Annotated in this window: 16 protein-coding genes; 10 read left to right on the top strand and 6 right to left on the bottom strand. The window is 65.6% G+C overall.

Translation table 11 applies throughout. The annotated features are described in order from the left end of the window. Nucleotides 1-185 precede the first annotated feature (185 nt). Complete coding sequence (locus M8523_RS00330) at nucleotides 186-9,410, top strand: apolipoprotein A-IV repeat region-like domain-containing protein (protein WP_282582831.1); 9,225 nt, start codon at nucleotides 186-188, stop codon at nucleotides 9,408-9,410. Between the two features lie 18 nt (nucleotides 9,411-9,428). Beyond that, nucleotides 9,429-10,409 carry an N-acetyl-D-Glu racemase DgcA gene (dgcA, locus tag M8523_RS00325; RefSeq protein WP_282582830.1) on the top strand — a complete coding sequence of 327 codons (981 nt, stop codon included), beginning with the start codon at nucleotides 9,429-9,431 and terminating at the stop codon, nucleotides 10,407-10,409. Between the two features lie 25 nt (nucleotides 10,410-10,434). Here dgcA and M8523_RS00320 read toward each other — a convergent pair whose 3' ends face one another. Beyond that, on the bottom strand, nucleotides 10,435-11,052 hold the full coding sequence (locus M8523_RS00320) for a helix-turn-helix domain-containing protein (RefSeq protein ID WP_282583395.1): 618 nt from the start codon (nucleotides 11,050-11,052) through the stop codon (nucleotides 10,435-10,437). Nucleotides 11,053-11,314: 262 nt separating this feature from the next. Between M8523_RS00320 and M8523_RS00315 the strand changes: the two genes are divergently transcribed. From M8523_RS00315 to M8523_RS00305, 3 genes are all read left to right on the top strand, one after another. Further along, nucleotides 11,315-12,115, top strand: a complete 801-nt coding sequence (locus M8523_RS00315) for a UDP-2,3-diacylglucosamine diphosphatase (RefSeq protein WP_282582829.1) — start codon at nucleotides 11,315-11,317, stop codon at nucleotides 12,113-12,115. Then, complete coding sequence (locus M8523_RS00310; RefSeq protein ID WP_282582828.1) at nucleotides 12,115-13,161, top strand: glycosyltransferase family 4 protein; 1,047 nt, start codon at nucleotides 12,115-12,117, stop codon at nucleotides 13,159-13,161. Before M8523_RS00315 ends, M8523_RS00310 begins: the two co-directional genes overlap by 1 nt. 95 nt (nucleotides 13,162-13,256) lie before the next feature. After that, entirely contained in the window at nucleotides 13,257-14,531 is a 1,275-nt protein-coding gene (locus M8523_RS00305) for a cell wall hydrolase (RefSeq protein ID WP_282582827.1), read from the top strand. A 104-nt stretch (nucleotides 14,532-14,635) separates the two neighbouring features. Here M8523_RS00305 and M8523_RS00300 read toward each other — a convergent pair whose 3' ends face one another. From M8523_RS00300 to M8523_RS00290, 3 genes are all read right to left on the bottom strand, one after another. Next, nucleotides 14,636-14,944: a hypothetical protein gene (locus M8523_RS00300; protein WP_282582826.1), complete on the bottom strand. Its 309-nt coding sequence runs from the start codon at nucleotides 14,942-14,944 to the stop codon at nucleotides 14,636-14,638. Between the two features lie 67 nt (nucleotides 14,945-15,011). Next, nucleotides 15,012-15,626, bottom strand: coding sequence for a nitroreductase family protein (locus M8523_RS00295; protein ID WP_282582825.1), 615 nt, complete (start codon nucleotides 15,624-15,626; stop codon nucleotides 15,012-15,014). Between the two features lie 94 nt (nucleotides 15,627-15,720). Next, nucleotides 15,721-16,596, bottom strand: coding sequence for an NAD(P)H-binding protein (locus M8523_RS00290; RefSeq protein WP_282582824.1), 876 nt, complete (start codon nucleotides 16,594-16,596; stop codon nucleotides 15,721-15,723). A gap of 77 nt (nucleotides 16,597-16,673) precedes the next feature. Here M8523_RS00290 and M8523_RS00285 point away from each other — a divergent pair, with 77 nt between their 5' ends. Beyond that, nucleotides 16,674-17,114: a winged helix-turn-helix transcriptional regulator gene (locus tag M8523_RS00285; RefSeq protein WP_282582823.1), complete on the top strand. Its 441-nt coding sequence runs from the start codon at nucleotides 16,674-16,676 to the stop codon at nucleotides 17,112-17,114. Nucleotides 17,115-17,167: 53 nt separating this feature from the next. On the opposite strand, the gene folD is transcribed toward M8523_RS00285, so the two are convergent. Beyond that, nucleotides 17,168-18,058: a bifunctional methylenetetrahydrofolate dehydrogenase/methenyltetrahydrofolate cyclohydrolase FolD gene (folD, locus tag M8523_RS00280; protein ID WP_282582822.1), complete on the bottom strand. Its 891-nt coding sequence runs from the start codon at nucleotides 18,056-18,058 to the stop codon at nucleotides 17,168-17,170. 237 nt (nucleotides 18,059-18,295) lie between these two features. On the opposite strand from folD, the gene M8523_RS00275 reads away from it, so the two are divergent. The 3 genes from M8523_RS00275 to M8523_RS00265 all read left to right on the top strand — a co-directional run bounded on the left by M8523_RS00275 (nucleotide 18,296) and on the right by M8523_RS00265 (nucleotide 22,639). Continuing rightward, complete coding sequence (locus M8523_RS00275) at nucleotides 18,296-19,546, top strand: argininosuccinate synthase (RefSeq protein ID WP_282582821.1); 1,251 nt, start codon at nucleotides 18,296-18,298, stop codon at nucleotides 19,544-19,546. A 58-nt stretch (nucleotides 19,547-19,604) separates the two neighbouring features. Continuing rightward, nucleotides 19,605-20,639 (top strand): L-glyceraldehyde 3-phosphate reductase, encoded by a 1,035-nt coding sequence (gene mgrA / locus M8523_RS00270; protein WP_282582820.1) that lies wholly within the window; start codon nucleotides 19,605-19,607, stop codon nucleotides 20,637-20,639. A gap of 89 nt (nucleotides 20,640-20,728) precedes the next feature. Next, the gene (locus M8523_RS00265) at nucleotides 20,729-22,639 is read left to right on the top strand and encodes a tetratricopeptide repeat protein (protein ID WP_282582819.1); all 1,911 of its coding nucleotides are present in this window, start codon (nucleotides 20,729-20,731) and stop codon (nucleotides 22,637-22,639) included. On the opposite strand, the gene M8523_RS00260 is transcribed toward M8523_RS00265, so the two are convergent. After that, nucleotides 22,605-23,906 (bottom strand): MFS transporter, encoded by a 1,302-nt coding sequence (locus M8523_RS00260; protein WP_282582818.1) that lies wholly within the window; start codon nucleotides 23,904-23,906, stop codon nucleotides 22,605-22,607. The genes M8523_RS00265 and M8523_RS00260 overlap by 35 nt on opposite strands. A gap of 112 nt (nucleotides 23,907-24,018) precedes the next feature. Here M8523_RS00260 and M8523_RS00255 point away from each other — a divergent pair, with 112 nt between their 5' ends. After that, nucleotides 24,019-25,467 carry a DUF1800 domain-containing protein gene (locus tag M8523_RS00255; RefSeq protein WP_282582817.1) on the top strand — a complete coding sequence of 483 codons (1,449 nt, stop codon included), beginning with the start codon at nucleotides 24,019-24,021 and terminating at the stop codon, nucleotides 25,465-25,467. Nucleotides 25,468-25,469: the final 2 nt, after the last annotated feature.

The raw sequence follows: 25,469 nt of genomic DNA, 5'->3' as shown, positions 1-25,469 counted from the left end.
TAACGACGTTTGTGGATCGACCGGGCCGGATGTGTTCACAAATCCATGGTCGGAGTACACTGCGATGTGGTTAATGGAATGTCTCTTGGTATCGGCGCGGCGGCGCGCATCGATATCGTGCTGAAAGAGACATTGAAGGTGTCGTCTTCGTGGCGGCGTCTTCACCGTTTGCGTATGAGGCAAGAATGAGCGTGCAAAACCAAGCCAAGGATCCCGCCGCGGCGGCGCTCCTTGCTATCGAGGAAGCTCTCAATCTCGCCAAAGTGAGTGGCACCGATGAGTCCGTGCCGGAATCCTCTGGCGCAGCACCCACGTTGCAGGGCGCCAGCAAAGCCGGCGTTTCGGAACCTGAGAGCGGGCCGACCCCGCCGGTCCTCGGCGAGAGCCGGACCTTCGAGTCGGAAGGGCCCGCTTTCGTGGGCGCCGCCAATGACCGGATCGCGGTCGAAGCTCGCGCACCCGGGGCGACGATCCCCGAGGATTGGCGACGTCCGGCGAATGACGACATGCGCATCGCCCGTCCGCTGCCGCCGGGGCTCAACCAGGGGCCGAATGGCGGCTCGACTGTTCTCGCGATAGCGCTGTCATTCGCGTGGCTCGCCGTCTGCGCCTATTTCATCTACTGGCGCATGAAGGGGCATGTGGGCCCGCTACACACGACATTCACGCGCCCTGAATGGGGCCTCGTCTCCGGGCTGACCTTAGGCCCGATCATCTTTATCATCCTGACGCTCGCCCTATTGCGCCGGGCGCAGGAACTCCGCCTGGCGACCCGTTCGGTGGCCGAGGTGGCCATCCGCCTGGCTCAGCCCGAGACCTACGCGGCCGAGCAGGTGGTGTCGCTGTCGCAGGCGATCCGCCGCGAAGTCGCCTCCATGGGCGATGGCATCGAGCGGGCCCTGGCGCGCGCAGGGGAACTCGAAGCGCTGGTGCGCACCGAGGTCGGCAATCTCGAACGCTCCTACTCGGACAACGAGCGCCGGATCCGGGCGCTCGTCGATGGCCTTTCGAGCGAACGCGAGGCCGTCGTGCTGAATGCCGAGCGCGTGAGAAGCGCCATCGGGGCCGCCAATGAGACTTTGGCGCGGCAGCTCGAAGATGCTGGCGCACGCATCGCCGACACGGTTGAGGAGATCGGAACGCGGGTTGCCGATTCGTTGAACGCCAAAGGCAGGGAGATCTCGACCGAGCTCGGCCGAACCAGCGAAACCGTCTCGGCCCAGCTGGAGGCGCATGGGGCCGACATGGTCGAGCACCTGCAACGCACCAGCGCCGATGTCGCGGCGCAGCTCAGCGATGCCACATCGGGAGTGACCCAGCTGCTGGGCGCGCGCGTCGATCAGGTCGACGCCAAGCTCAAGGACGCGGGCGCGATCCTCGTTTCGCGCTTCGATCAGCAGGGGACCACCGTCGCGGCGGAACTCGAAGCTGCTGGGGCGCGCATCTCCGACACCATCGCGACCCACGGCGACACGCTCGTCTCCCGGCTTTCGGCCACCAACGACCGGCTGCACGAGACGGTCGCGATCCAGGGTCGCGAACTCGCCGACACGATGGAGCAGTCGGGCGACCGCATCGCCAACCTTCTCGAGGACAGAACCGCCGCGGCTCGGGCCGCCTTCACGGATTCGAACCGCCTGCTCGCGGACCTGTTCGAAGAACGCCAGGGTACGTTTGCGGCCGCCGAGAACCGCATCCGGGCTCTCCTGGACGATCGGTCGTCGGCGATCCACGTCGCAATCGAAGCCGCCACATCGGATCTGACGCGTGCCTTCGAAGCGCATGACCTCACCATCCGCGACGCCGGACAAGGATATGCCGACCTCTCCGCAGACGGTGTCGATCGTCTGCAGCAAACAGTCACGCTGGCGAACGACACCATGCGGGGCCTGTTCGAAACTCATCTCGCCACCCTCGCATCCCGCCACGCGGAGGCGACCGACGCTTTTGCGGCACAGGCGGCCGGCATGCGGGAGGCCTATGCGGCAATCGCCACGGGTCTCACGGCTGATCTCACGGATCAGCGGGCAGATCTCGAAGCCATCGAAGTCCGCATGGCGGGCGAAGGTGCCGAACGCGTCGCCACCATCGAGCGCGCCATTTCGGCCTCGTCAGAAGCTCTGCGCGACGCAGTCGACGCCCATCTGGCGGATCTCAGCGCCCGCGACCAGACACTCCTGTCGATCCTCAACGAGCGCGCCGACGAAGTGCGGCGTGGCACTTCTGAGGTCGCGACCGCGATCGATCGCACCGCGGCCGATCAGCGCGACCAACTCGCAGAGATGGTGGAGCGCCTGGCAGAGTTGACGGCGTCGCAAGCCAGCCGATTCGAAGCCGCCTTCGACGACCGCCGGCAGCTCCTCACCAGCAAGATCGACGCCGCTCTCGCAGCGCTCGACGGCAATGCGGCCGCCACACAGGAAAACCTCAACGGCATCGCGCATTATCTCGAACAATCCTTCGCCGACCACCATGCCGGGATGACGGCGGCAGGCGAACGCCTCGTGGCCGACTTCAACGAGCGGCTCGGCGCGCACAGGTCGGTGTTCGCGGATGCGGCGGCTGCGCTTGACGCTTCCGTCGACCGACATGAAGCGACCCTTCTGGACGCACAGGAACGTCTGCAAGCGCATATCCAGCACCATACCGAGACGGTGGGCAGCACGCTGGCGGCCGCCAATGACGATTTCGCCCGGGTCATCGACGATCGCGGACGCGCGATCGCTCAATCTGGGGAGCGCTTCGTCGCTAACTTCCAGGATCGAGCGACGGCCACCCATACGGCGCTGGTGGCCTCCGAAGACGCGCTTGCCCGGTTGCTCGACGAGCGCGGCGACCGCTTTGCCGCGGCCCACGACAAGCTCGCGTCCGTTCTCGACGATCACGCGATCCGAGCCGGCGATGCTCTCGCGACCACCGAACAGACCGTGACGCGCCTGACCCAGGAAGGCCGCGATGCGCTTCTCGACGCGGGGGGCCGGGTTGCGGCCGATCTCGAAGCGAGGCTCGCCGATGTTCGCGCGGCGCTCGACGCGTCGCAGGGCGACGTCGTTCGTCTGTTCCAAGATCGGGCAGCGGACCTGTCGCTCTCCGGCGACAAAATCACCCGCCTCCTCGATGATCATATGGCCCGTACCGACAGCGCGCTTGCGTCGGTGGAACAGGCAATTTCGCAACTGACCGATCAGAGCGGCGCAACCCTCGTCGAAGCCGGCCAGGGGCTTGTGGCCGAGATCGAAAGCAGGATCACGGAGGTCCGTGAGGTCCTGGCAACGTCGCAAGGCGATCTGGCGCGCGTTCTCGATGAACGCATTTCCAGCCTGTCGCAGTCTGGCGATCGGATCACCGGCCTGTTTGGCAACCATGAAGCGACGACGGAGCGCGCCCTCGCGGCGACCGAGCAGGCGATCGCACGGCTGACACACCAGAGTGGGATCTCGCTGACGGAAGTCGGCCAGGAGCTTGTGGCCGAACTGGAATCGCGGGTCTCGGTTGTCCGGGACGCGCTTGGAAGCTCGCAAGGCGAATTGGCCCGCGTGATCGACGATCGGATCGCCGATCTGTCGCTCTCCGGCGAGAGGATCACCGGACTGATCGGCGACCATGAAGCCGGCACCGCACGCGCGCTCGCGGCTGCGGAAGAATCGATCGTGCAGTTGACGCAGCAGAGCGGCAGCGCCTGGTTGGTGGCGGGCCAGGAGCTCGTGGCCGAACTCGAAGCGAAAATCGCAGGCGTCCGCGAGGCGCTCGGGGCGTCGCAAGGCGAATTGGCCCGCGTGATCGACGATCGGATCGCCGATCTGTCGCTCTCCGGGGAGCGGATCGCCAGCCTGATCGGCGACCATGAGGCCGGTACCGCACGCGCCCTTGCGGCGGCCGAAGAGTCGATCGTGCAGCTGACACAGCAGAGCGGCGGCGCCTGGATGGCAGCCGGCCAGGAGCTTTTGAGCGAGCTCGAAGCGAAAATCGCAGGTGTCCGCGAGGCGCTCGGCGCGTCGCAGGGCGAACTGGCCCGCGTGATCGACGATCGAATCGCCAATCTGTCACTCTCCGGCGACAGGATCGCCAGCCTGATCGGCGACCATGAGGCCAGCACGGCTCGCGCCCTTGCGGCGGCCGAACAGGCGGTCGTCCAATTGACCGATCAGAGCAATGCGGTCCTGAGCGATGCCGCTCAGGGGCTCGTGGTCGAACTCGAATCCAGGATCGCGGGTGTCCGGGAGTCCCTGGGGGCGTCGCACGATGAACTTGCGCGCATCCTCGATGGTCGCGTTGCGGAATTCTCACGCACGGAAGACCGCATCCATGGGCTGATGGGAGACCACGAAGCCAGCACGGGTCGCGCGCTCGCCGCGACCGAAGAGGCGATCGCACAGTTGAACGACCAGAGCGGCGCGGCTTTGGCGGAGGCAGGCCAGCGGCTCGTCGCGGCGCTCGAAGCGAGCGTCGCCGACGCCCGGCAGGCCATCGAGGCATCGCATGGCGACGCCGCCCGGCTGTTCGATGAGCGGGCCGCCGACCTGTCGCAGTCCAGTGCCCATATCGCAGGCATCCTGGATGATCGCCTGCAGGGTATGCGTGAGGCGCTCGGCCTGTCCGAAGGTGCGCTCAGCCAATTCTTCCTCGACCGTACCGACGAACTCGGCGGCATCGCGGATCGGATCGCAGCCTTGATCGACGAGAGAAGCGAGGCCAGCCGTCAGAGCCTTGTCGAGGCGGGCAGCTATCTCGACCAGATGTTGGCCGAGCGGGACGACCAGATCCGTTCCGCAGGCGAACGGCTCGCAAGCCTTATCGATGAGCGAGCCCAGGCGAGCCGCGAGGCTCTTGGAGCCGCCGCCGAAGTCTTCGAACGCGCGATCGACGAGCGGGAAGACCGGCTTATGGCCACGAGCGATCGGATCGCGGCTGGCTTCGGGCTTTCGATGACCGCCGCCCAGGACGCGCTCGCCACGGCGCAGACGCAACTCGAAGACCTCGTGAACGTCCGAGCGGGCGCCATGTCCGAGGTCGGCGAGACCCTGGGAATTGTGCTCGACGACCGCATTTCCGCGGCTCGCGACGCGCTCGCGACCTCGGAAGCCGCCTTGGCGGCGCTGATCGATGCCCGGGTCCAGAACATGGAAGGCAGCAGCGGCCGCTTCCTGGCCGAACTCGACCGCAAAGCGGGCGAAACTCAGCGGGCGCTCGACATCACGGAGCAGAATATCGGCCGCGTCATGGAAGACCGGGCCCGCGATATCCTGTCGGTCGGCGAGCGCGTGGCTGCCGTCCTCAGCGAAACCTCGGCGGCGACGAACGACAGCCTGGCATCATCCGAAATGGCGCTGGCTGAAATGATCGAGAAGAAGTCCGGGGAGCTGGCCCAGGCCGGCGACCGCTTCGCGGCCATCCTCGATGACCGGCTTACGGTGGCTCAAGCAGTGCTGAACTCCTCGGGTCAGGCCATGGATGCGCTGCTTGAAACCAGACACGCCGCGATTTCCGGCACCCAGGACCGCATCGCGTCTCTGACGATCGAATGCACCGACCTGCTGCAGCAGGCTGGCGAACGCATCGCTGCGCTCATCGAGGAGCGCGCGGCCCTGGCTCGCAACAGCATGGAACGCTCGGCCGACGAACTGGCGCAGGCCTTCGACAGCCGCGAAGGGATCGTTCGCGACCTTCTGAGCAGCCAGGCCGAAGAGCTTCGCGACAAGTTCCTCGCGGCTTCGCGTGACGCGCTATCGGGGGTCGCGGAGAGCGCCCGCAGCATGAACCAGCGTTTCGCCACAGTCGCGGCCGAAGCGGTTGAGGCCATCGGCGTCCACGGCGACCGGATTAACGAGACGCTGGCGGAACGCCTCGGCCGCTTCGAAACCACGCTCGTCGAAGAGGGAGGGCGCCTCAGTACCCGCCTCAACACGCAAACGGAGAATCTGGCCTCGAACCTCGCCGGCCATGTGGTCAGGATCGAAGGGGCTTTCGCCGAAAGCGGCAACATGCTGAACGCCCGCGTGGGCGAGCATACCGACCATCTCGTCGGCTTCGTGGACGAGCGGATCGGATCGGTCGAGGCCACGCTCGGGTCCCACGGCGAGGACCTCGTCAACCGGCTCGCCAAACAGGCACGCCAAACCTCCGAGACGCTCGAAGCCCAGATGACGGATTTCGAGGAGCGGCTCGGCGGCAAGGCCCGGACCATTGAGGTCTCTCTCGATGGCATCATGTCGCGCGTCGACACGAGCCTCGAAGCCCGCGCCAATGCGCTCAATGAAACCTTGACGCAGCGGGCGCTCGACATGGCGCATGCGCTTGGTGATGGCGGCCGGGAAATGACCGAGTCGCTCGACCGGCGGGCAGCCGAGATCGACACCCTGCTCACGACCAGGACCGCTTCGCTCGCAGACGCGCTGCTCGGCAGACTGGGCACGATGGACACGGCGATTGAGACCCGAACCGCGCATGTGATCGAGGCCCTTGACGAGCGCATCAGCCGCTACGACCAGCAGATCGTCCAGCGGATCGAAGCCGTTGCGGGCCAGCTCGATACAGGGGGAATCGCCGTCTCCAAATCCCTCGAATCGACGACGTCACGGGTGAAGTCCCTGGTCGGCGAGCAGGCGGTTGCGCTGCAATCCGCGCTTGACGGGCGGTCGACCCAGATCGCGGGATTGATCGACACGAAACTGGGCGAGGTGCGACAGGCCTTCGGAACAGGCGTCGACGATATGGCGACCATCCTGGAGCGTCGCACAACGTGGATGCGGGAGACCCTCGAAACCAAGCTCAAGGACATCGAGAGTTTGTTCGGATCGGGCATTCAGGACATCGAGACGACACTCGGGGCGCGTACCGATACGATCCACGACGCCGTGCTGGCCCATGTCGCAGGTATCAAGTCGACGGTGGGCGACAGCGTTCATGATCTGCGGGAAGCCTTCGGCTCGCAGGCGGAACTCCTGTCGGCGCAGGTGCGCGATGTGCACAGCCTCTTCAACGAGCGGACCCAGGCCATCGGCACCAACCTGTCGGAGCAGGTCGGTGACCTGAAAGCCGCGCTCGAGGATTCGACCGGAATGCTCGACCACGCGCTTGGCACCCATGCCGAGGCGATCACGCGGACCAGCGCGGAACTTACGAACCTGCTGGTCGGTCGGGCCGATGAGTTCCAGGTGGCCGTCACGGAAAAGTCGGACGCGCTACGCACCGTGCTGGCCGAACAGACTGCGTCGCTGTCGAACCTTCTCGGAACCTCGGAGGCCCGCATCGGCCAGGCCTTCGCGGGCCGTTCCGGCGAGATCCGCAATGCGCTCGCCAGCGGGACGCAGCAGATCGGCGAGTCCCTGGCGGGCCACGTCGAAGCTCTGACCGATGCCCTCGACAAGACCGTATCGCAGCTCGACACCGTGCTCGGCACCCGAGGTTCGGAGATCAGCCTCACACTGATCTCCCGCTCGGGCGAGATCGAACAAGCGCTCGAAGGCCGATCGGGCGAGCTCCGCACGATGCTCAGCGTGGCGACGCGTGAGCTCGACGGAACGCTCGGGTCGCGGTCCGGGGAGATCCGCGAGGCGCTGACCTCGCGGCTCGACGACGTCCACGCCATCATCGACGGTCGCATGGAAGCGCTGGCCAGCCTGATCGAACAGGGCGGCGGCACGCTGGAGACCGCGCTCGCGGCGCGGTCAGACAGCTTGCGGACGCTGATCGAATCGCGGGGGCGGGAGCTCGTCGACCTGCTGTCGGCGCGCGGCGAACAAGCCTCCCGGTCGCTCAACGAGGTCGGGCAATCCATTGTCACGACCATCGATCAACGCAGTTCGGGTCTGATCGATCGCTTGTCCCAGCGGCAGACCGAAATCGCCGATGCCTTGCAGGCCGCCGGAGAGGATCTGCAGCATCTTCTCGACACAGCGGCCTCCCGCAATGGGGCCGCCCTGTCGGAGACGCAGGATCGCGTGCGGACGGACCTCGTGCATCTGCTCGACGAGGTAACGGGTGCCACATCGACGCTCGGGCATCTGATCGATTCGGCGCGCGAGAGCTTGTCGGCGATCGAAACCGCGCTGGCGGCCCGCATGCGCGGGTTCCAGGGCGCCGTCGGATCTGTCGCCAACCAGATCAGCGCGATCAGCGAAACCGCGGCGTCGGCGATCAATGATGCCGACAGCGTGGCGCAGTCGATCGAGGCACATCACCGCTCGCTCACCACGGCGGCCCGCACTCTTGCCCATGCCCAGCAGGAGATCGATGATGACATGGAGCGGCGCAAGGCGACTCTTGAGGCGCTTTTCACCACGCTCGGCGAGCGCGTGGACACGATCGAGCGCTTGATGCAGGGCTTTACGGCGGGGATGGACGAGGCGGTCAACCGCGTCGGTCAGCAAGCCCGGACGCTCGAAAGCACCCTCGCGGATACGACACGCTCGACTCGCGACGCCATCGCGGGGCAGTTCGACGAGCTGCGATCGCATGCGAGCCAAACCCGTCAGGATGCCGCTGAAGAGATGCACGGCCTCTACGAGCAGGCGGTCGACGATGTCGGCAGTTTGTTCGGCAAGACACTGGACCGTTTCCGCGCCTCCTCGGATGAGGTTCGGGACATGGCGACTGGGCTGCAGCGGGATCTGGCGACGACACGCGAGGACCTCAAGCGAGCCACGATCGACATGCCGCGTGAGACGGCCGATCAAGCCCGCGAGGCCCGCCGTGTGCTCGATGAGCAGATCAAGACGCTGGTGGCCCTGACCGATCTGATTGGCCGCGTGGCCCCGGGGATCGACGTTGCGGAAGCCGCACGGCCTGTCTCGGCCGGCGGTGGGCGTGAGTCGGGTGGAACCGCCCTGGTCCCGGCTTTCGGCGGTATGCGGCCGTCTGCGCCAACACGGATCAACCCAACGGCTGCTGAGCGCGCGCCAGCCGCCATCGGGGCCTTCCGCGAGAGCGGCCGACCGCGGCCAGCAGCTCAACCGAGCCGCACCGCGCCCCAGGACCGAGGGCCGGGTTGGCTCTCCGATCTCCTGGCCAGGGCCTCGGCCGAAGAACCTGAAGCGCAGCCCGAGCCTCCTGCTCCGGCGCCATTGCCCCAGTCTGATGCCCTGAACGGCCTCGCCTTCGACGTGACGCGGCTGATCAATGAAGAGGCGCTGGCCCAGGCTTGGGACCGTTTCCGGCATGGCGAAAGCGACGTGTTCAGCCGCCGTCTCTACACGCCGGCCGGACAGCAGACGTTCGAAGAGATCCGTCGGCGCTTCCGGGCCGACCAGGAGTTCAACGCGACCGTCTCCCGCTACACGCAGGAGTTCGAGCGGCTCCTGCGGGAGATCGAACCGCAGGATCCGGACGGCAGCGTGGCCCGCGGCTATCTGACCTCCGAAACCGGCAAGGTCTATACGATCCTGGCCCATGCGGCTGGGCGTCTCAAATAGTCCGGGGGCTGAACCAAGATGCGGACGCTTGCGGTCGAGGTGGAGCGGTTCAGGCTTGCCAAGCCCTTCGCCATCGCCCGGGGTGTGCGTACAGAAAGCATCGTGGTCGTTGTGACCCTGTCCCAAGCCGGAGCCAGGGGACGCGGCGAGTGCGTGCCCTACGCCCGCTACGGCGAAACGATCGACAGCGTGCTGGCGCAGGTCGACTCTGTGCGCCAGGCCATCGAGGATGGCGCCGATCGGCCCCGGCTTCAGGCGCTCCTGCCTGCCGGCGCCGCCCGCAATGCGCTCGATTGTGCGCTTTGGGATCTCGAAGCCAAGCGGCTCGGCATCCGGGCCCACCAGCTGGCTGGTCTTCACCGGCTGACGAGCGCCACGACCGCTTTCACGATCTCGCTCGACACACCTGACGCGATGGCGGAGGCCGCTCGGGCTGCCGCGGATCGCCCTTTGCTCAAGGTGAAGCTCGGCCGCGAGGGCGATCCGCGCCGCATCGCGGCCGTGCGGGCCGCGGCCCCTGAAGCCACGTTGATCGTGGATGCCAACGAAGGCTGGTCGGTCGAGACCCTCGATGAGAATTTCGCCGCTTGCGCCGAGGCGGGCGTCGCCCTCATCGAGCAGCCGCTGCCGGCAGGTGCGGATGCGATCCTGGCGCAGCGCCCACGCGAGGTGCCGGTCTGCGCGGACGAAAGCGTCCACACCCGCGACGGCCTTGCCGCCCTGCGCGAGCGCTACGACCTGATCAACATCAAACTCGATAAGACGGGTGGCCTGACCGAGGCCTTCGCCCTGGCTGAGGCTGCGGCTGCGCTCGAGTTCGGCATTTTCGTCGGCTGTATGGTCGGTTCCTCACTTGCGATGGCCCCGGCGCTGCTGCTCACGCCGCGCGCCCGCTTCGTCGACCTCGACGGACCACTGCTTCTGGCCCAGGACCGGCAGCCCGGCCTGCGCTACGAGGGATCGACCGTGTGGCCGGCCGACGCTGACTTGTGGGGATAGAGCCAACCCGGCCGCGCCGCGAGCTTCACTCCATCACGGCCGCCTTGAGAATGCAGACCATTGTGGCATGGGCGGTCTCGTCGCTCCGATTGCGGATCACATGGGGTCGGTCGCACCGGTAGCGCAATGTTTCGCCTGCCTTGGCGCGATCGATCGTTCCAGCAACCTCGACTTCCAGCTCACCCTCGAGCACGGAAAGGCACTCGATCGAGCCCCGCTGATGCGCCTCCGATTCGAGTACGCCGCCCGGATCCGCCGAGAAGTCATACCATTGCAGCCAATCGACGGTCTTGATCCAACCGATGATCCCAAGGCGGCAGCGCCCGTCATCGGACACCAGCATCGGCGTCTCGGCCTTGCTGCTCTTGCCCACGAAGGCATCGTCCTCGGTACCCTGCAACACCCGGTCGATGGAAACGTCGAGCGCCTGCGCCAAACGCCAGATGGTGGCGAGCGTCGGATTGGTCTCGTTGCGCTCGATCTGGCTGATGATCGATTTTGCGACGCCCGACTGGTCGGCGAGTTCGGACAGGGAGAGGTTATAGGCCTTGCGCAGCCGTTGTACGGTTTTGCCCAGTTGGCCCGACACGGCCATCGCGCCTGCTTCGAGCGCGCGCGCCTTGTCCTTGCCTTCGACTCCCATCAACCACCCCGTCGGCGCGATCTCGTGCTGTTCCTGCATAGTAGACGATTTTGTTTGGAATATCGAACAAATCTGCCTACCTGGCCGGTGACGGAAGGCAACTTCTCCAGCTTTGGACTCCTTTAAGGATCGAGCCTAGCAGCTGTGACATTCAAGGCACGTAAGGGCTTGACTTCCTCAAACAGAGACAATTGTCACACACATGCCACGCGGTGCTGATCATGATAAGTTCACCTCGATCGATGACAGGCCAAACAACGTCATGAAGCCTCAGTCGCGATACCGAACGCTGTTCATTTCTGACCTGCATCTCGGCACAAAAGGCTGCCAAGCCGAACTATTCCTCGACTTCCTTCGCCACCACGATGCCGAGACGATTTATCTTGTCGGCGATATCGTCGATGGTTGGCGATTACGGTCTGGCTGGTACTGGCCCGAAACCCACAATACAATCGTGCAGAAGCTGTTGCGGAAAACCCGCAAAGGCACGCGGATCATCTTCATTCCCGGCAACCACGACGAATTCGCGCGTGACTACGTCGGTCTGACGATGGGCGGCGTCGAAATGATGCGCAACGCCACGCATGTGACCGCGGACGGACGACGGTTCCACGTGACGCATGGGGATGAATACGACATCGTCATCCGACACGCCCGGTGGCTCGCGTTCCTGGGTGATTGGGCCTACGAGACCGCCCTCTTCACCAACACCCATTTCAACCGTGTGAGACGCAAGCTCGGGCTTCCCTACTGGTCCTTTTCGGCCTGGGCCAAGCTCAAGGTGAAGAATGCCGTCAACTTCATCGGCTCGTTCGAAGAGGCGCTGGCGGAAAATGCCGCGCGGCATGAATTCGACGGCGTGATTTGCGGTCACATCCACCATGCGACGATTCGCGACATCAAGGGCATTACTTACGTCAATATCGGCGATTTCGTCGAAAGCTGCACCGCGGTGGGCGAACATTTCGACGGCAAGTTGGAAATCCTGACCTGGATGGCGATCGGCCCGCAGTTGGAACCGGCTGTCGAGGCTGCCGAGATGGCAGAGCCCGAGTTCGCCTGATGCGCATTCTCGTTGCGACGGATGCTTGGCATCCGCAGGTGAACGGCGTCGTTCGCTCGCTGGAGGCCACCATCGCCGAACTCCGTGCGCTCGGAGTCGAGGTGGAGATGATAACGCCTCAGGGCTTTCGATCCGTCGCGCTCCCGACCTACCCGGGGATACGGCTTGCTTTGGCGGGTCGAAGGGCGCTGTCCGCCCGTCTGGCGGCCCTGCGGCCCGACCACGTGCATATCGCCACCGAGGGTCCGATCGGGCTTGCGGCACGTGCCGCCTGCCTGCGAGAAGGGCGCCCGTTCACGACGAGCTATCACACGCAATTTCCCGATTATCTCGCGGCCCGGTTGCCTGTGCCGCGCGATCTCGTCTACGCGGCGCTGCGCTGGTTCCACAATGCGGGCTGCGGCACGATGGTGGCGACCGAAAGCCTCACCGAGGATCTCGGCAAACGTGGTTTCCGGCGCTTGATGCGGTGGTCCCGCGGCGTGGACGCCACGCTGTTCCATCCGAGAGCCGCCAGCATTCTCGACCTGCCGCGTCCCATCTTCCTCTATGTGGGCCGCGTCGCTGTGGAAAAGAACGTCGAGGCACTGCTCGAACTCGACTTGCCGGGCTCCACCGTGATCGTCGGTGACGGTCCGGCCCGCGCCGGCCTACAGGCTCGCTATCCAAAAGCCCATTTCCTGGGAAACCGCACCGGCGAACTGCTGGCGCGCACCTATGCAAGCGCCGATGTGTTTGTCTTTCCGAGCCGGACGGACACGTTCGGTATCGTCCTGCTCGAAGCTTTGGCGAGTGGACTGCCGGTCGCCGCCTATCCGGTACCGGGGCCTAAAGACGTGATCGCGACGAGCGGCGCGGGTGTTTTGGACGCGGATCTGTTCACCGCCTGTCATGCCGCCCTGAAAATCCCGAATGCTTGTGCGCGCGCCCATGCGTTGCGGTTCACATGGCGGGAAAGCGCACGCCAGTTCCTCGACAACGTCACCACGGCCCGAAGCGGGCACGACGGCGTGACGTGTCGGAACGCCCAAGCCTTCGCGCGTTAACCTTTCATCAAGGCTGCGGCTCGATAAACGTGGCGCGTGTTGTCGCTGCCGGTGCGCCCGGGCGGTGACATCGCGACTCGAAGTCGAGGGGCAGAATGGTCCGCAGGCGCGTTGCTGTCCGGTTGCGGGTGCGCTCGAGAAGCAAGCTGTTCTGGGCTGGTTGGACCGTGGCGCCCTGGTGCCTGGCCGCCGGCCTTCTCGTGTCATTTGTGGCCGATGCCGGCCAGGATCCGACCATCGGGGCCACCCGGATGGTCCTCAACAGCGCCGTTCCAGGCCTGCCGGCCGTTCTGGTGCCCGGATCTCTCGCGGGCGACGCCGTGCCGCGCGATCTCGTGTTGCCGCGCAGCGATGCCGTGGTGCAGGAGGCAAGGCTCATCGTCGGCGATCAAGCCGATATCGAGACGGCCCCCGATGAACTCGACCCGAAGGCCGTGGTGAAAGCCGGGAGCCATGAGTATCCCGCGGTCGATCGCAGCAAGAAAGGCGATCCGGCCATCGGGCTCCGACCGACCTTCGACGTGAAACTGCGCCGGCGTGGCTCGCTGCCAGGGTATCTGCAGTCGACGATCGCCTTCGGTGAAAGCGATTTCGGCGCCCCTCCGAACGAGCTTCTTCCTCCCACGGCCGATGTGCCTGGACCCGATAGCGTCTCGCGCTTCGAGCCGATACCCGGCGGCTTGGCGCTCACCACCCGGCAGTCCTTTGCCGCAGCCTCACCGGCCGGCGCGGGTGCCGGTACGACCACATCACCGAATGAGGACGGCGCCACGCCGGTCGTTGCTCGCGCCGTCGCGCTTGCCTCGGCGACGCCGGTCGAAGCCGGCTCGACGCCCGTGCAGATCGCACCGTTGCCCAAGTTCTCGCGCGGTCCGAACGGCGAGGTCGCGACCGGGACCACGATGGTGATGGGTATCGTCGACCAGGCGCCCGCTTTCGCGGGCCTGATCGATCAGGCAAATTCTGCGAGCGAACTGAGATGCCTTGCCGAAGCCGTCTACTTCGAGGCGCGCAGCGAACCTGAGGAAGGACAGGCGGCCGTCGCACAGGTCGTCCTGAACCGCGTCATGAGCGGTCTCTATCCAACCACGATCTGTGGCGTCGTGTTCCAGAACCAGCAGCGCCGCAATGCGTGTCAGTTTTCGTTTGCCTGCGAGGGACATGCGCTCCACGTCAACGAATCGGACGCGTGGACCCAAGCGGCCCGTGTTGCACGCGAGGTTCTCGACGGGGCAACCTATGTCTCGGACGTCGGCGTCGCCACGCATTACCACGCGAACTATGTGCAGCCTGGCTGGGCACGCCGGCTCGTCAAGATGGACAAGATCGGCCGGCACATTTTCTACAAGTTGAAGCCAGGCCAAACCTGACAATTGGCTGCAGAAGGTCGGTCACATCGAGAGGACCGGAATCGATCTGAACCGAGGCTATGAGATCAACTCATGACCTCGATTCAGTAATGGAGTTCCAGCACCTAATTCGTGGTCTCGACCGAGTCGCATCGCTGCGATCCATCGGGCTCTGTGACACATGTGGAGCGTCGAACCGTCGTGGGCGGGGCGACAGCCGCTGGTGCGCCAAGCACGGCACCAGTCACCCCAGCGGCTGTTCCAACGGCCGCGCCGGTCACACCTCCGACGAGGCCGCCGATCGGTCCGGCGGCTGCGGACCCAGCGGCCGCGCCGTCCGCGGCCCCGGCGGCGGTCGAGTTTTGCGCGAGGGTGGACAAGGTTGAGCCCGCCAATGCGGTGGCGCCGATGAGCGGAATGAGAAAAGTTCGCATGTTGGATCTCCAAATCATCATGCGAGCGAACGTGACCGCGCGTCGTAAAGTTCCTAACGCGTGGGCGTCAGGCCTTCGGCGCCGCCGTGGCCGGGAAGGCACCGGAAATCGCCACTTCCTTGACGGATCTGCGGCCGCTCGGCTGCTCCCGCGCCTGGATGGCTTCGGGCAGGATCGACTTGTCGGCGATACGGCCGACCGCGAAAGCCGCCTCGACCCGATGCCCGACGGGAACGTTCAACTCGGTGAAGGCCCGATCGAGATCGAAGCCGACCATCCCATGGGAATGATAGCCGAGCTTCATGCCTTGCAGAATGAATTGCGCCGCCGCCATGCCGGTGTCGAAGGAGTGGCTGTGCGAGGGCACGGGCTTATCCTTGCCGGGCGGCAACATCAGCGAGTTCGACACGACGACGACCAAAGCGGACGCGCGCTGGGCCCAGCTGCGATTGAATTCGTTGAGCAGGCCGAGCAGTTTCGGCCAGGCTTCGGTATCCCGCAGTGCATAGATGAAAGACCAGGGCTGCGAATTGTAGGATGAGGCTGCCCAGTGCCCGGCATCGATCATGGCGAGAAGATCGGCCTCCGGCATGGTTTCACTCGAGAAAGCGCGTGGCGACCAGCGTTCGAGAAACTGCGGGTCGACGGCATAATCCGAGGTGCGATGGTTGGCTGTTGTCATAAGTGCTCCTGGGTTTGAGCGGCACCCGGTGGCGGGTGCCGTGTCGAACGTCGCCACGCTCCGGATGGTTTGAGCAGGGCGACGGATGCGCGTGTCAGCCCTTGAGGGCTGCCGAGATGGTCTCCGCCATGGGCGTGGTCGGCCGCCCGATGAGTTTGGCGAGTGTTCCCGACCGGTCGTCGAGGGCGCCTTTGGAGGCTTGCAGATCGGAATCGGCAAGGAGCGCCGCTATAGGTTCGGGCAAGCCGGCACCGACCAGAACGGCCTTATAGTCCGCCGCCGGCAGATCCTTGTAGACGACCGGCTTGCCCGATAGCCGCGCGACCTCACCGGCAAATTGCGACAGGGTGTAACCGGTATCGCCCGCGAGTTCATAGACGCCGCCCGCTTGATCGTCGGATGCTGTCAGCACGGCGACGGCCGCGGCCGCGTAATCGGCCCGAGCGGCCGAAGCGATCCGGCCATGTCCCGCGCTGCCCAGAAAGACACCGTGCGCGAGGGCCGGCGGAATAGAGGCCGTGTAGTTTTCCGTGTACCAGCCGTTACGCAGCAGCGCGAACGGGATGGCGGAGGTGTTGAGGTCCGCTTCGGTTTGCCGGTGCTCGGCGGCGAGACCGAGCGTGGACGCGTCCGCATGCAAGACGCTGGTATAGGCGAGAAGCTTCACCTGCGCCCGCTTGGCGGCCTCGATCGCGTTGCGGTGCTGTTCGATACGCTGGCCGAGCGCGCTCGACGAAATCAACAGGAGCCGGTCGACGCCCTCGAAGGCCGCGTCGAGCGTGTCGGGCTGCGCGTAGTCGGCGACGTGGGCCCGGATGCCGCGTGTCGCGAATTCCTCCGCGAGATCCTTCCTGCGGACCGTGACGGCGATGCGGTCGGCAGGATGTTTGTCGAGCAGAGCTTCGACCACGAGACGGCCGAGCTGGCCGTTGGCCGCAGTGACGAGAATGAGAGGGTGATGGTCCGGCATGGCGTGATCCTCGCTTGTCCTCAAATGGGGGCCAGGTCTATTTATGAGACCTGGCTTTATCCCGGAAGGAGGCACGTGTGGCAGTCCAGGTTACGCGGAAGGAACCGCTGGTCACGTCCGCGACCACACTGACGGCGCGTTTCTCGGATTGGCAAGAAACCGGTTTCGACGCGACCCGCTGCCCGATCCGCAATGTGCTTGATCGTCTTGGCGATCGCTGGACGACGCTCGTCCTGATCGCGCTCGCCGGTCGGCCCCTTCGGTTCAACGAGATCCGTCGCACCGTGCCGGATATTTCCAAACGCATGTTGACCCAGACGCTGCGTCACCTGGAGCGAGACGGCATGGCGACCCGTCATGTCTTCCCGACCAAGCCCCCCAGTGTCGAGTACCGTCTTTCGCCCCTGGGCATCTCGGTGCTCGATCCATTGTCGAGCCTTGTCGATTGGGCTGAAAACCGGTTTGCCGAGATCAACCGTGCACGTATCGCCTTCGACGCCACGGCGGGAACCCGCTAGCTCCGGCACGGCATCCCGGCCGCGAACCCTGCAGCGGCGAACCGCCCCTGCCCTCAAACGCTGACGCCCGCATGCCGGCACGCTGAGGTCAGCGTGTTCAGCATCAGAAGCGCGATGGTCATCGGGCCCACACCGCCGGGCACGGGGGTGATGGCCGCAGCCCGCTCCATGGCCTCCGCGGTCGCGACGTCGCCAACGAGCCGCGTTTTGGGATCACCTGGACCCGCCGGCACACGATTGATGCCGACATCGATGACCACGGCCCCCGGCTTGATCCAATCGCCGCGGATCAATTCCGGCCGCCCCACTGCGGCAACCAGGATATCGGCCATGCGGCAGACCGCCGGAAGGTCGACCGTGCGCGAATGGGCGATCGTCACGGTACAGTCGGCCGCGAGAAGAAGGCTCGCCATGGGTTTGCCCACGATGTTGGAGCGCCCCACCACGACCGCGTGTTTGCCCGCAAGCCCGTCACCCAAAACTTCGCGGATCAGGATCATGGCCCCGGCCGGGGTGCAGGGCACGAAGGCTTCGTGCGCGGCGCCCGATGCGATCCGGCCCGCGTTGATGTCATGAAAGCCGTCGACATCCTTGGCCGGATCGATCGCCCGGATCACGGCCGCCGCCGCGATCTGTGTGGGCAACGGCAGTTGCACCAGAATGCCATGAACCTTCGGGTCGGCATTGAGCTGGGCGACGAGCAGGAGCAGCTGTTCCTCTGTGGTCTCGGCCGCCAGCGTGTGCTGGACGGAGTGAAAGCCGCAGCGCTCGGCGGTTCGGCTCTTGTTCGACACATAGACCTGGCTGGCCGGATCGTCGCCGACGATCACAACGGCCAGACCGGGCTGCACGCCGGTCTTCTGCCGCAGCAATGCCGTGTCCGCCGCGATCCGTTCGATCAGGGCTGCGGCGCTGGTCTTGCCATTGATGAGTGTTGCGGTCATCCGCCCTCCGGAAAGCAGGCGCTCGGGCCTTCGACATGGGATTGATGCGCGCAGGTGAACGCCATCGCGCAGCACCGCACAAGCCTCAATTTCAGGCGGCGGAACCGCGTCTCTGGGCGGCGGCACCTCTTCGAGCCGCCGCAATGGCCCATCGTACCACCGGGCCCTTGCGCCCCGAGGCGTCGCTCTTGTAAGCGGTTGGGCAGTCTTTCCGCGGCCTTTTCACGAGCCTGCCCCATGTCCCAAGTCGACAAAGCCATCAAACGCGTCGTTCTGGCCTATTCCGGCGGCCTCGACACATCGATCATCCTGAAGTGGCTGCAGACGACCTATGGCTGTGAGGTGGTGACCTTCACGGCCGACCTCGGCCAGGGCGAGGAACTGGAGCCCGCCCGCAAGAAAGCCGAGTTGCTCGGCATCAAGCCCGAAAACATCTATATCGAGGATCTGCGCGAGGAATTCGTGCGGGACTATGTGTTCCCCATGTTCCGCGCCAATGCGCAATATGAAGGGCTCTACCTACTGGGCACCTCCATCGCCCGCCCGCTGATCGCCAAGAAGCAGATCGAAATCGCCCGCAAGGTCGGTGCCGATGCCGTCAGCCACGGCTCCACCGGCAAGGGCAACGACCAGGTGCGCTACGAGCTGAGCTATTACGCGCTCGAACCCGACATCAAGGTGATCGCCCCCTGGCGCGAATGGGATCTGACCTCCCGCACGGCGCTGCTGGACTTCGCCGAGAAGAACCAGATCCCGATCGCCAAGGACAAGCGCGGCGACGCCCCCTTCTCGGTCGACGCCAACCTCCTCCACGCCTCCTCCGAAGGCAAGGTGCTGGAAGACCCGGCGGTAGAGGTGCCGGACTATGTCTATTCCCGCACCATCGACCCCGAGGACGCGCCCGATATCCCGACGATCGTGACGGTCGGGTTCGAGAAGGGCGACGCGGTGTCGATCGATGGGCAGGCGATGTCGCCCGCGACCCTGCTGGCCAAGCTCAACGACCTCGGTCGCGCCAACGGCATCGGCCGGCTCGACCTCGTCGAGAACCGCTTCGTCGGGATGAAGTCGCGCGGCATGTACGAGACGCCCGGCGGCACGATCCTGTATTTCGCTCATCGCGGTATCGAATCGATCACGCTCGACCGTGGCGCGGCGCACCTCAAGGACGAGCTCATGCCGAAATACGCGGAGCTCATCTACAACGGCTTCTGGTTCTCGCCCGAGCGCGAGATGCTGCAGGTGCTGATCGACAAGAGCCAGGAGCACGTCACCGGGACCGTGCGGCTGAAGCTCTACAAGGGGTCGGCCTGGGTGATCGGCCGCGAGAGCCCTAATTCACTTTATGACCAGGATCTCGTCACATTCGAAGAGGGGGCCGTGGCGTATGATCATCGCGACGCGGCCGGCTTCATCAAGCTGAACGCGCTGCGGCTGCGCACGCTCGCCAAACGCGACCGGCGCGCCAAGGGTCGAACCCAGACCTGAACCCAGGATCGAATGCCGAGATCTGACAGCGTCGGGCCGGCCCCAAAAGGACACCTGCATGAGCTATGAACCCGCCAGCGACCGCTACGACGCGATGCCCTATCGGCGCTGCGGCAAGAGCGGCCTCAAGCTCCCGGCTGTATCATTCGGGCTGTGGCACAATTTCGGCGAGGATGCCGCGCCCGGCAACATGAAGAAGATGTGCCGCACGGCTTTCGACGCCGGCATCACGCATTTCGATCTCGCCAACAATTACGGGCCGCCGCCCGGCTCGGCCGAAATCCATTTCGGCGAGATCCTCCGCAAGGATTTCAAGAGCCACCGGGACGAACTCATCATTTCCAGCAAGGCCGGCTACGACATGTGGCCCGGCCCCTACGGCGAATGGGGAAGCCGCAAATACCTGCTGTCGAGCCTCGACCAGAGTCTGCAGCGCATGGATCTCGACTATGTCGACATCTTCTACTCCCACCGTTTCGATCCCGAGACACCGCTCGAAGAAACCATGGGGGCGCTCGATTCCGCCGTTCGCCAGGGTAAGGCGCTGTATGTCGGCATTTCGTCCTACAATGCCCAGCGCACCCGCGAGGCGGCCGCCATCCTGAAGCGGCTCGGCACCCCCTGCCTCATCCATCAGCCGAGCTATTCGATGCTGAACCGTTGGGTCGAGAAGGACGGCCTGCTCGACACGCTGGAGCAGGAGGGCATCGGATCGATCGTCTTCTCGCCGCTGGCGCAGGGTCTGCTAACCGACCGCTACCTGAATGGCGTGCCGAAAGACAGCCGTGCCGCCGAAGGCCGGTTCCTCAAGCAATCCATGCTGACCGAGGACAATCTCCGCCGCGTGCAGGGCCTTGACGCCATCGCGCGCGAGCGTGGCCAGACGCTGGCCCAGATGGCCATCGCCTGGGTGTTGCGCGACGGGCGCGTCACGTCCGCCTTGATCGGCGCGAGCCGGCCCGAGCAGATCCTCGATTGCGTCGGCGCCGTGAAGAACCTCACGTTTTCGGACAGTGAATTGAAGGCCATCGACACTTTCGCGGTGGATGGCGGCATCAATATCTGGAAGCAATCAGCCGAGCTGAAGAACTAGGTCACTCGAGGGACCAGCTTCGGGCAAGGCCGACGCGGTGTCATGCCGGGCCGGCCTTTCGGGCCGCTCGCTGCGTCCCCCGAGGCCGAATGTCTGCTGTTATCTCCTCCCGCGATCCGCAAGACCTCGCCCGGCGTGTCGAGCAGGCGATTTCCACAGCGATAGCAGATCTTTCGGCAGGCCGCCGCGACAAGGCGGTCGCCACATTGGCGCGCTTCACGCCCTCGCAAGACTTGAATGCCGCCCACCAGAGCCTGATTGCCCGCGTGTTGGTCGGGGCCGGCGCACATCTGCCAGCCGTCCGCTGGTTCGAAGGCGCCCTTTCGGCCGACCCCGCCTTCGCCGAGGCGCTGACCGGGCGCGCCACCACGCTCCTGGTGCTGGAGCGGCTCGAAGAGGCCGCCGCGGCTTTCGAGGCTGCCCTCGCGGCCGGCGTCCGCGATCCCGGCGCCCTGTATAATTTCGGCACCGTTCTGGTTCGCCTGAAGCGGGATGCCGAAGCTTTGGCGGCCTTCGATCTTGCCGTCACGCTGCGACCTGCCTTTCCGGCGGCCCTGCGGGCAGCGGGACGCCTGCTCGATACGAAGGGCCAAACCGCTGCCGCCCTCCATCTTTTCGCCGAGGCCACCCGGCACGCGCCGCGTGATATCGACGCCGTGCTGGACCTCGCCAATCTCCTGCGCCGTGGCGAACGGCTCGTCGAGGCGCTCGCGGTCTACGACACGGCCCTCACGCACAGCCCCGAACATGCCCTCCTGTGGAACAACCACGGCATGGTCCTGCACGATCTCGGGCGGATGGACGAAGCGATCGAAAGCCTGGAGCAGGCGCTGTCGCTCGACCCCGCGATGGCGCAAGCCCACATGAATCGCGGCAACGTGCTGATCCGCCTGAACCGGCAGGAGGACTCGCTCGCGGCCTTCGCCGAGGCCTTGAACCTCCGGCCCGTCTACCCTGAGGCGCTGTCGAGCCGTGGTCTCGCATTGAAGATGCTTGGCCGCTTCGAGGCGGCCCGCGCCGATTTCGACGCGGCGTTGCGGCAGGATCCGAATTTCATCTATGCGATCGCCAATCGCGGTGAGCTGAACCTGCTGCTCGGTCATTTCGGACCGGGCTGGCCGGAATATGAATATCGCTTCTTCACCGAACGCCAGCAGAAGCCGGCTCTCAAGACGCCGGTGCCGGAATGGCGTGGTCCCGGAGACCGGGTTGCCCGGCTCGCCGTCTTCGCCGACCAGGGCAGTGGCGACAGCCTGCAGTTCTCACGCTTTCTGCCCGAGGTGGCGGCTCATGCGGCCGAGGTGACGCTGATCTGTCTGCCCCGCCTGCAGCGCATCCTCAGCGATGTCACGGGCGGCCTGCACGTCTGCGGCTCAGTGGCGGACGACGCAGTTTTCGACGCGCAAATCACCCTTTCCAGCCTGCCGACCGTGTTCAAGACCAACCTCGACACGCTCGCGTCGTCCCGTCCCTATCTCAGGCCCGAACCCGCGCTCGTGCAGCGTTGGGCACCCCGCATCGCCGGCGAAGGCCTGAAGGTGGGGCTGTGCTGGCGCGGCAGCCAGAACTGGCAGTGCGACCCCAACCGCTCGGTCCCGTTCGGCGCCCTTGCGCCATTGGCCGATGTCCCCGGCTTGCGGCTCTTCTCGCTGCAGATGCCAGACAATGCGGAGCGGTTGGGCGAGGCGCGCAGCCTCGCGGTCGAGGACCTGAGTGGGGAGCTCGACACAGGGGCCGACGCCTTCATCGACACGGCGGCCGTCATTGCCCACCTCGATCTCGTGATCTCCTGCGACACGTCGATCGCCCATCTCGCCGGTGCCCTGGGACGCCCTGTCTGGGTGCTGCTTCAAGCCGTCCCCGAATGGCGGTGGCTGCTCGGCCGCGACACCTCGCCCTGGTACCCGACCATGCTGCTCTTCCGGCAAACCCAGGCGGGCGACTGGACTGGGCCGATCGGCGAGGTCACGAAAGCCCTTCGGACACTGGCGCGGGCCTGACGGGAGGCCGAAGCGCGAGCAGGATCGCAAGTCCGAGCGCGATCACGAGGATCACGCTCGATTGCGCCACGACGCCCGGCCATCGCCCGTGCTCCCACGCCACGCCCCCCAGCGAGCCGAGAAGGCTTGAGCCCGTGTAATAGCTGAAAAGATAGAGCGAGGAGGCTTGCGCCTTGGCGTGCCGGGCCTGCACGCCGACCCAGCTCGACGCGACCGAATGCGCGCCATAGAACGCGAAGGTCAGCAGCGTAACGCCGGCAAGGACGAGCCACAGCGTCTCGGCCAAGGTCGCCAGGATGCCGGCGAAAATCATCGTCACCAAAGCCCAGAAGACCCGGTGCCGCCCGAGCCGCGCCGCGAAATCGCCGATCCAGGCCGCACTGACGATGCCCACGAGCGAAATGCCGAAGATGAGGGCCACGACGGTCTGGCTGAAGCCGTAGGGCGGTGCCAGCAACCGGTAACCGATGTAATTATAGGTGGAAACGAAGACGCCGAGCAGCAGGAAGCCTTCGGCGAAAAGGATCAGCTGAATGGGGTCGCGCAGATGCGCCGCGAACCCACCGAGCAGCACAGTGGGACTCAGCGCACGCCTTCGAAAATGGCGTGACGGCGGCAGATACAGGACAAAGACGACGCTCGACGCGAGCGCCAGGATTCCGACCGTGCAGAGACCGACGCGCCAGCTCAGAAAGTCGGTCATGAAGCCGACGATGAACCGTCCTCCGAGCGCGCCGAGGCCCGTGCCGCCGATATAGAGCCCCATAGCGAGGCCGATCGACCTGATATGCATTTCCTCGCCCACATAGGCCATGGCGGTTGCGGGCAACCCGCTGAACGCCACCCCCGCGAGCGCGCGAAGAACGAGAAAGCTCTCCCATGAGGGCGCGAAGCTCGACGCGATCATCAACACCGAGGATGCGAAGAGGGACGCCACCATCACGGGCTTGCGCCCCCATGTCTCGGACAGCGAACTCGCGATCAGCATGCAGAAGGCGAGGCTTTGCGTCGTCAAGGAGAGCGACAGGCTCGCCTCGGCGGCGCTGACCCCGAACTCCTGCGAAAAGACGGGCATGATCGGCTGCACGCAATAGATGAGCGCGAAGGTCGTGAATCCTGCGGCGAACAGCGCGACATTGGTGCGGGTGAACTCGCGTGTCCCCCGCTCGATGAAACGCTCGAGATCGTCAAGGGCCGCCTGCGCGGCCTGGGGCACACTGGCCGATGCGGCGGGGCCGTTTGCGGCACCGGGCCTCATTTCCGTCATGGCTGTCCTTTTGCTTGTCGATGTCGCCTGCCGCAGGGTCGTTCATGGGCCAGACATCTGGTCTGAGATCTAGTCTCTCACCGTCATGCCCTGAGAAGGGAGGAATATCCCGATGGTATCGGCCGCTCAGCAAACTCTGATCGCCTTCCAGCGGTTCGGCTACGGTGCTCGACCCGGTGGCTGGGCTCAAGTGCCCGATGCGCGTGCCGCCCTGCATGCCGAGCTGGCACCGAGCGATGCCGCACTGATCAGCGCCGATATGGCGGCCACCCTGGGTCTGCAAGGCACGGCCGAGAACACGCAGCGTGTTTTTCAGGCCGCGGAAGCCCGCAAGACGATGCAGGCCGCGGTGATGTCGAGCGCGGAGGCACAAGCCGCCGCAGGCGGCCGGAGCGAGGTCGCCGCCGACGCAGCCCAGGCCCGTATCGCGGCCCTCCGCGACATCGGCGGGACTGCCGAGCGGATCTATCGGGCGGAGGCGCTGGCACGCTTCAGGAAAGCCGCCGACGCCCCGATCGGCTTCGTCGAGCGGCTCGTCGCTTTCTGGTCGAATCATTTCTGCGTGTCGATCGCCAAGGGCGAGGTGGCGCGGGGAACGGCAGGCTCGTTCGAACGTGAGGCGATCCGGCCTTTCGTGCTCGGCCGCTTCGCCGACATGCTGACGGCGGTCGAACGGCATCCCGCCATGCTGTTCTTTCTGGATAATACCCAATCGGTCGGTCCCGATGCCCGCGCCAATGGCAACCACAAGCGCGGCCTGAACGAGAATCTTGCCCGCGAAATCCTCGAATTGCACACGCTGGGCGTCGGAAGCGGCTATTCGCAGGGCGATGTCACAAGTTTCGCCAGGGTGCTGACGGGCTGGACCATCGCGGGTCACGATGGACGCCTTGGCGAACCCGGGACCTTCGCGTTCAACGCCAATCTGCATCAGCCGGGGGACGCGACGCTGCTCGGCCGGAGCTATCCCGCTGCGGGCTTCGGCCAAGGCGAGGCGGTGCTCGCCGACCTCGCACGGCACCCGGCCACCGCACGGCATCTTGCGACCAAACTCGTGCGGCACTTCATTGCCGATCCGGCGCCACCCGCTGCGGTCGATAAGATCGCGGCCGCGTTCACCGCGAAGGACGGCGATCTTAAGGCTGTCAGCCTCGCCCTGATCGATCTTCCGCAGGCCTGGGCGCCGGCGCTGACGAGCTTCCGCGACCCCTATCAATTCCTGATGGCCTCCTACCGGCTTTTTTCGCTTCCCGTGACCGATCCGGGTCCGCTCATCGGGGCGCTGCGGACGCTCGGCATGCCGCTCTGGGAGCCGGCCGGACCGAACGGCTTCCCGGACACGGTGGCAGCCTGGGCGTCGGCCGAAGGAATGAAACTGAGGCTCGACACGAGCGCGCAACTCGCGCAGCGCGTCGGCGGGCTCGACGACCCGGCCGCCATACTGGCAGCCGCCTTCGGGGACGCCGTCTCGGATGAGACGCGACTGACCGTGACACGGGCGGAATCGCGGCAGCAGGCGATCGCGCTGATCCTCATGTCCCCCGAATTCCAGCGGAGTTGACC

Source organism: Lichenifustis flavocetrariae, from assembly GCF_026130545.1.
Taxonomy (GTDB): Bacteria; Pseudomonadota; Alphaproteobacteria; order Rhizobiales; family Beijerinckiaceae; genus Lichenihabitans; species Lichenihabitans flavocetrariae.
This window is presented reverse-complemented; position numbering and strand designations above follow the sequence as displayed.

What these genes read in the sequence shown, in the direction of transcription:
- folD (WP_282582822.1), bottom strand. Translation starts at nt 18,058, where the DNA reads ATGACCGCAACACTCATCAATGGCAAGACCAGCGCCGCAGCCCTGATC.
- M8523_RS00320 (WP_282583395.1), bottom strand. Translation starts at nt 11,052, where the DNA reads ATGGGAGTCGAAGGCAAGGACAAGGCGCGCGCGCTCGAAGCAGGCGCG.
- M8523_RS00330 (WP_282582831.1), top strand. Translation starts at nt 186, where the DNA reads ATGAGCGTGCAAAACCAAGCCAAGGATCCCGCCGCGGCGGCGCTCCTT.
- M8523_RS00315 (WP_282582829.1), top strand. Translation starts at nt 11,315, where the DNA reads ATGAAGCCTCAGTCGCGATACCGAACGCTGTTCATTTCTGACCTGCAT.
- M8523_RS00255 (WP_282582817.1), top strand. Translation starts at nt 24,019, where the DNA reads ATGGTATCGGCCGCTCAGCAAACTCTGATCGCCTTCCAGCGGTTCGGC.
- M8523_RS00265 (WP_282582819.1), top strand. Translation starts at nt 20,729, where the DNA reads ATGTCTGCTGTTATCTCCTCCCGCGATCCGCAAGACCTCGCCCGGCGT.
- M8523_RS00310 (WP_282582828.1), top strand. Translation starts at nt 12,115, where the DNA reads ATGCGCATTCTCGTTGCGACGGATGCTTGGCATCCGCAGGTGAACGGC.
- M8523_RS00300 (WP_282582826.1), bottom strand. Translation starts at nt 14,944, where the DNA reads ATGCGAACTTTTCTCATTCCGCTCATCGGCGCCACCGCATTGGCGGGC.
- dgcA (WP_282582830.1), top strand. Translation starts at nt 9,429, where the DNA reads ATGCGGACGCTTGCGGTCGAGGTGGAGCGGTTCAGGCTTGCCAAGCCC.
- mgrA (WP_282582820.1), top strand. Translation starts at nt 19,605, where the DNA reads ATGAGCTATGAACCCGCCAGCGACCGCTACGACGCGATGCCCTATCGG.
- M8523_RS00260 (WP_282582818.1), bottom strand. Translation starts at nt 23,906, where the DNA reads ATGACGGAAATGAGGCCCGGTGCCGCAAACGGCCCCGCCGCATCGGCC.
- M8523_RS00275 (WP_282582821.1), top strand. Translation starts at nt 18,296, where the DNA reads ATGTCCCAAGTCGACAAAGCCATCAAACGCGTCGTTCTGGCCTATTCC.
- M8523_RS00295 (WP_282582825.1), bottom strand. Translation starts at nt 15,626, where the DNA reads ATGACAACAGCCAACCATCGCACCTCGGATTATGCCGTCGACCCGCAG.
- M8523_RS00290 (WP_282582824.1), bottom strand. Translation starts at nt 16,596, where the DNA reads ATGCCGGACCATCACCCTCTCATTCTCGTCACTGCGGCCAACGGCCAG.
- M8523_RS00305 (WP_282582827.1), top strand. Translation starts at nt 13,257, where the DNA reads ATGGTCCGCAGGCGCGTTGCTGTCCGGTTGCGGGTGCGCTCGAGAAGC.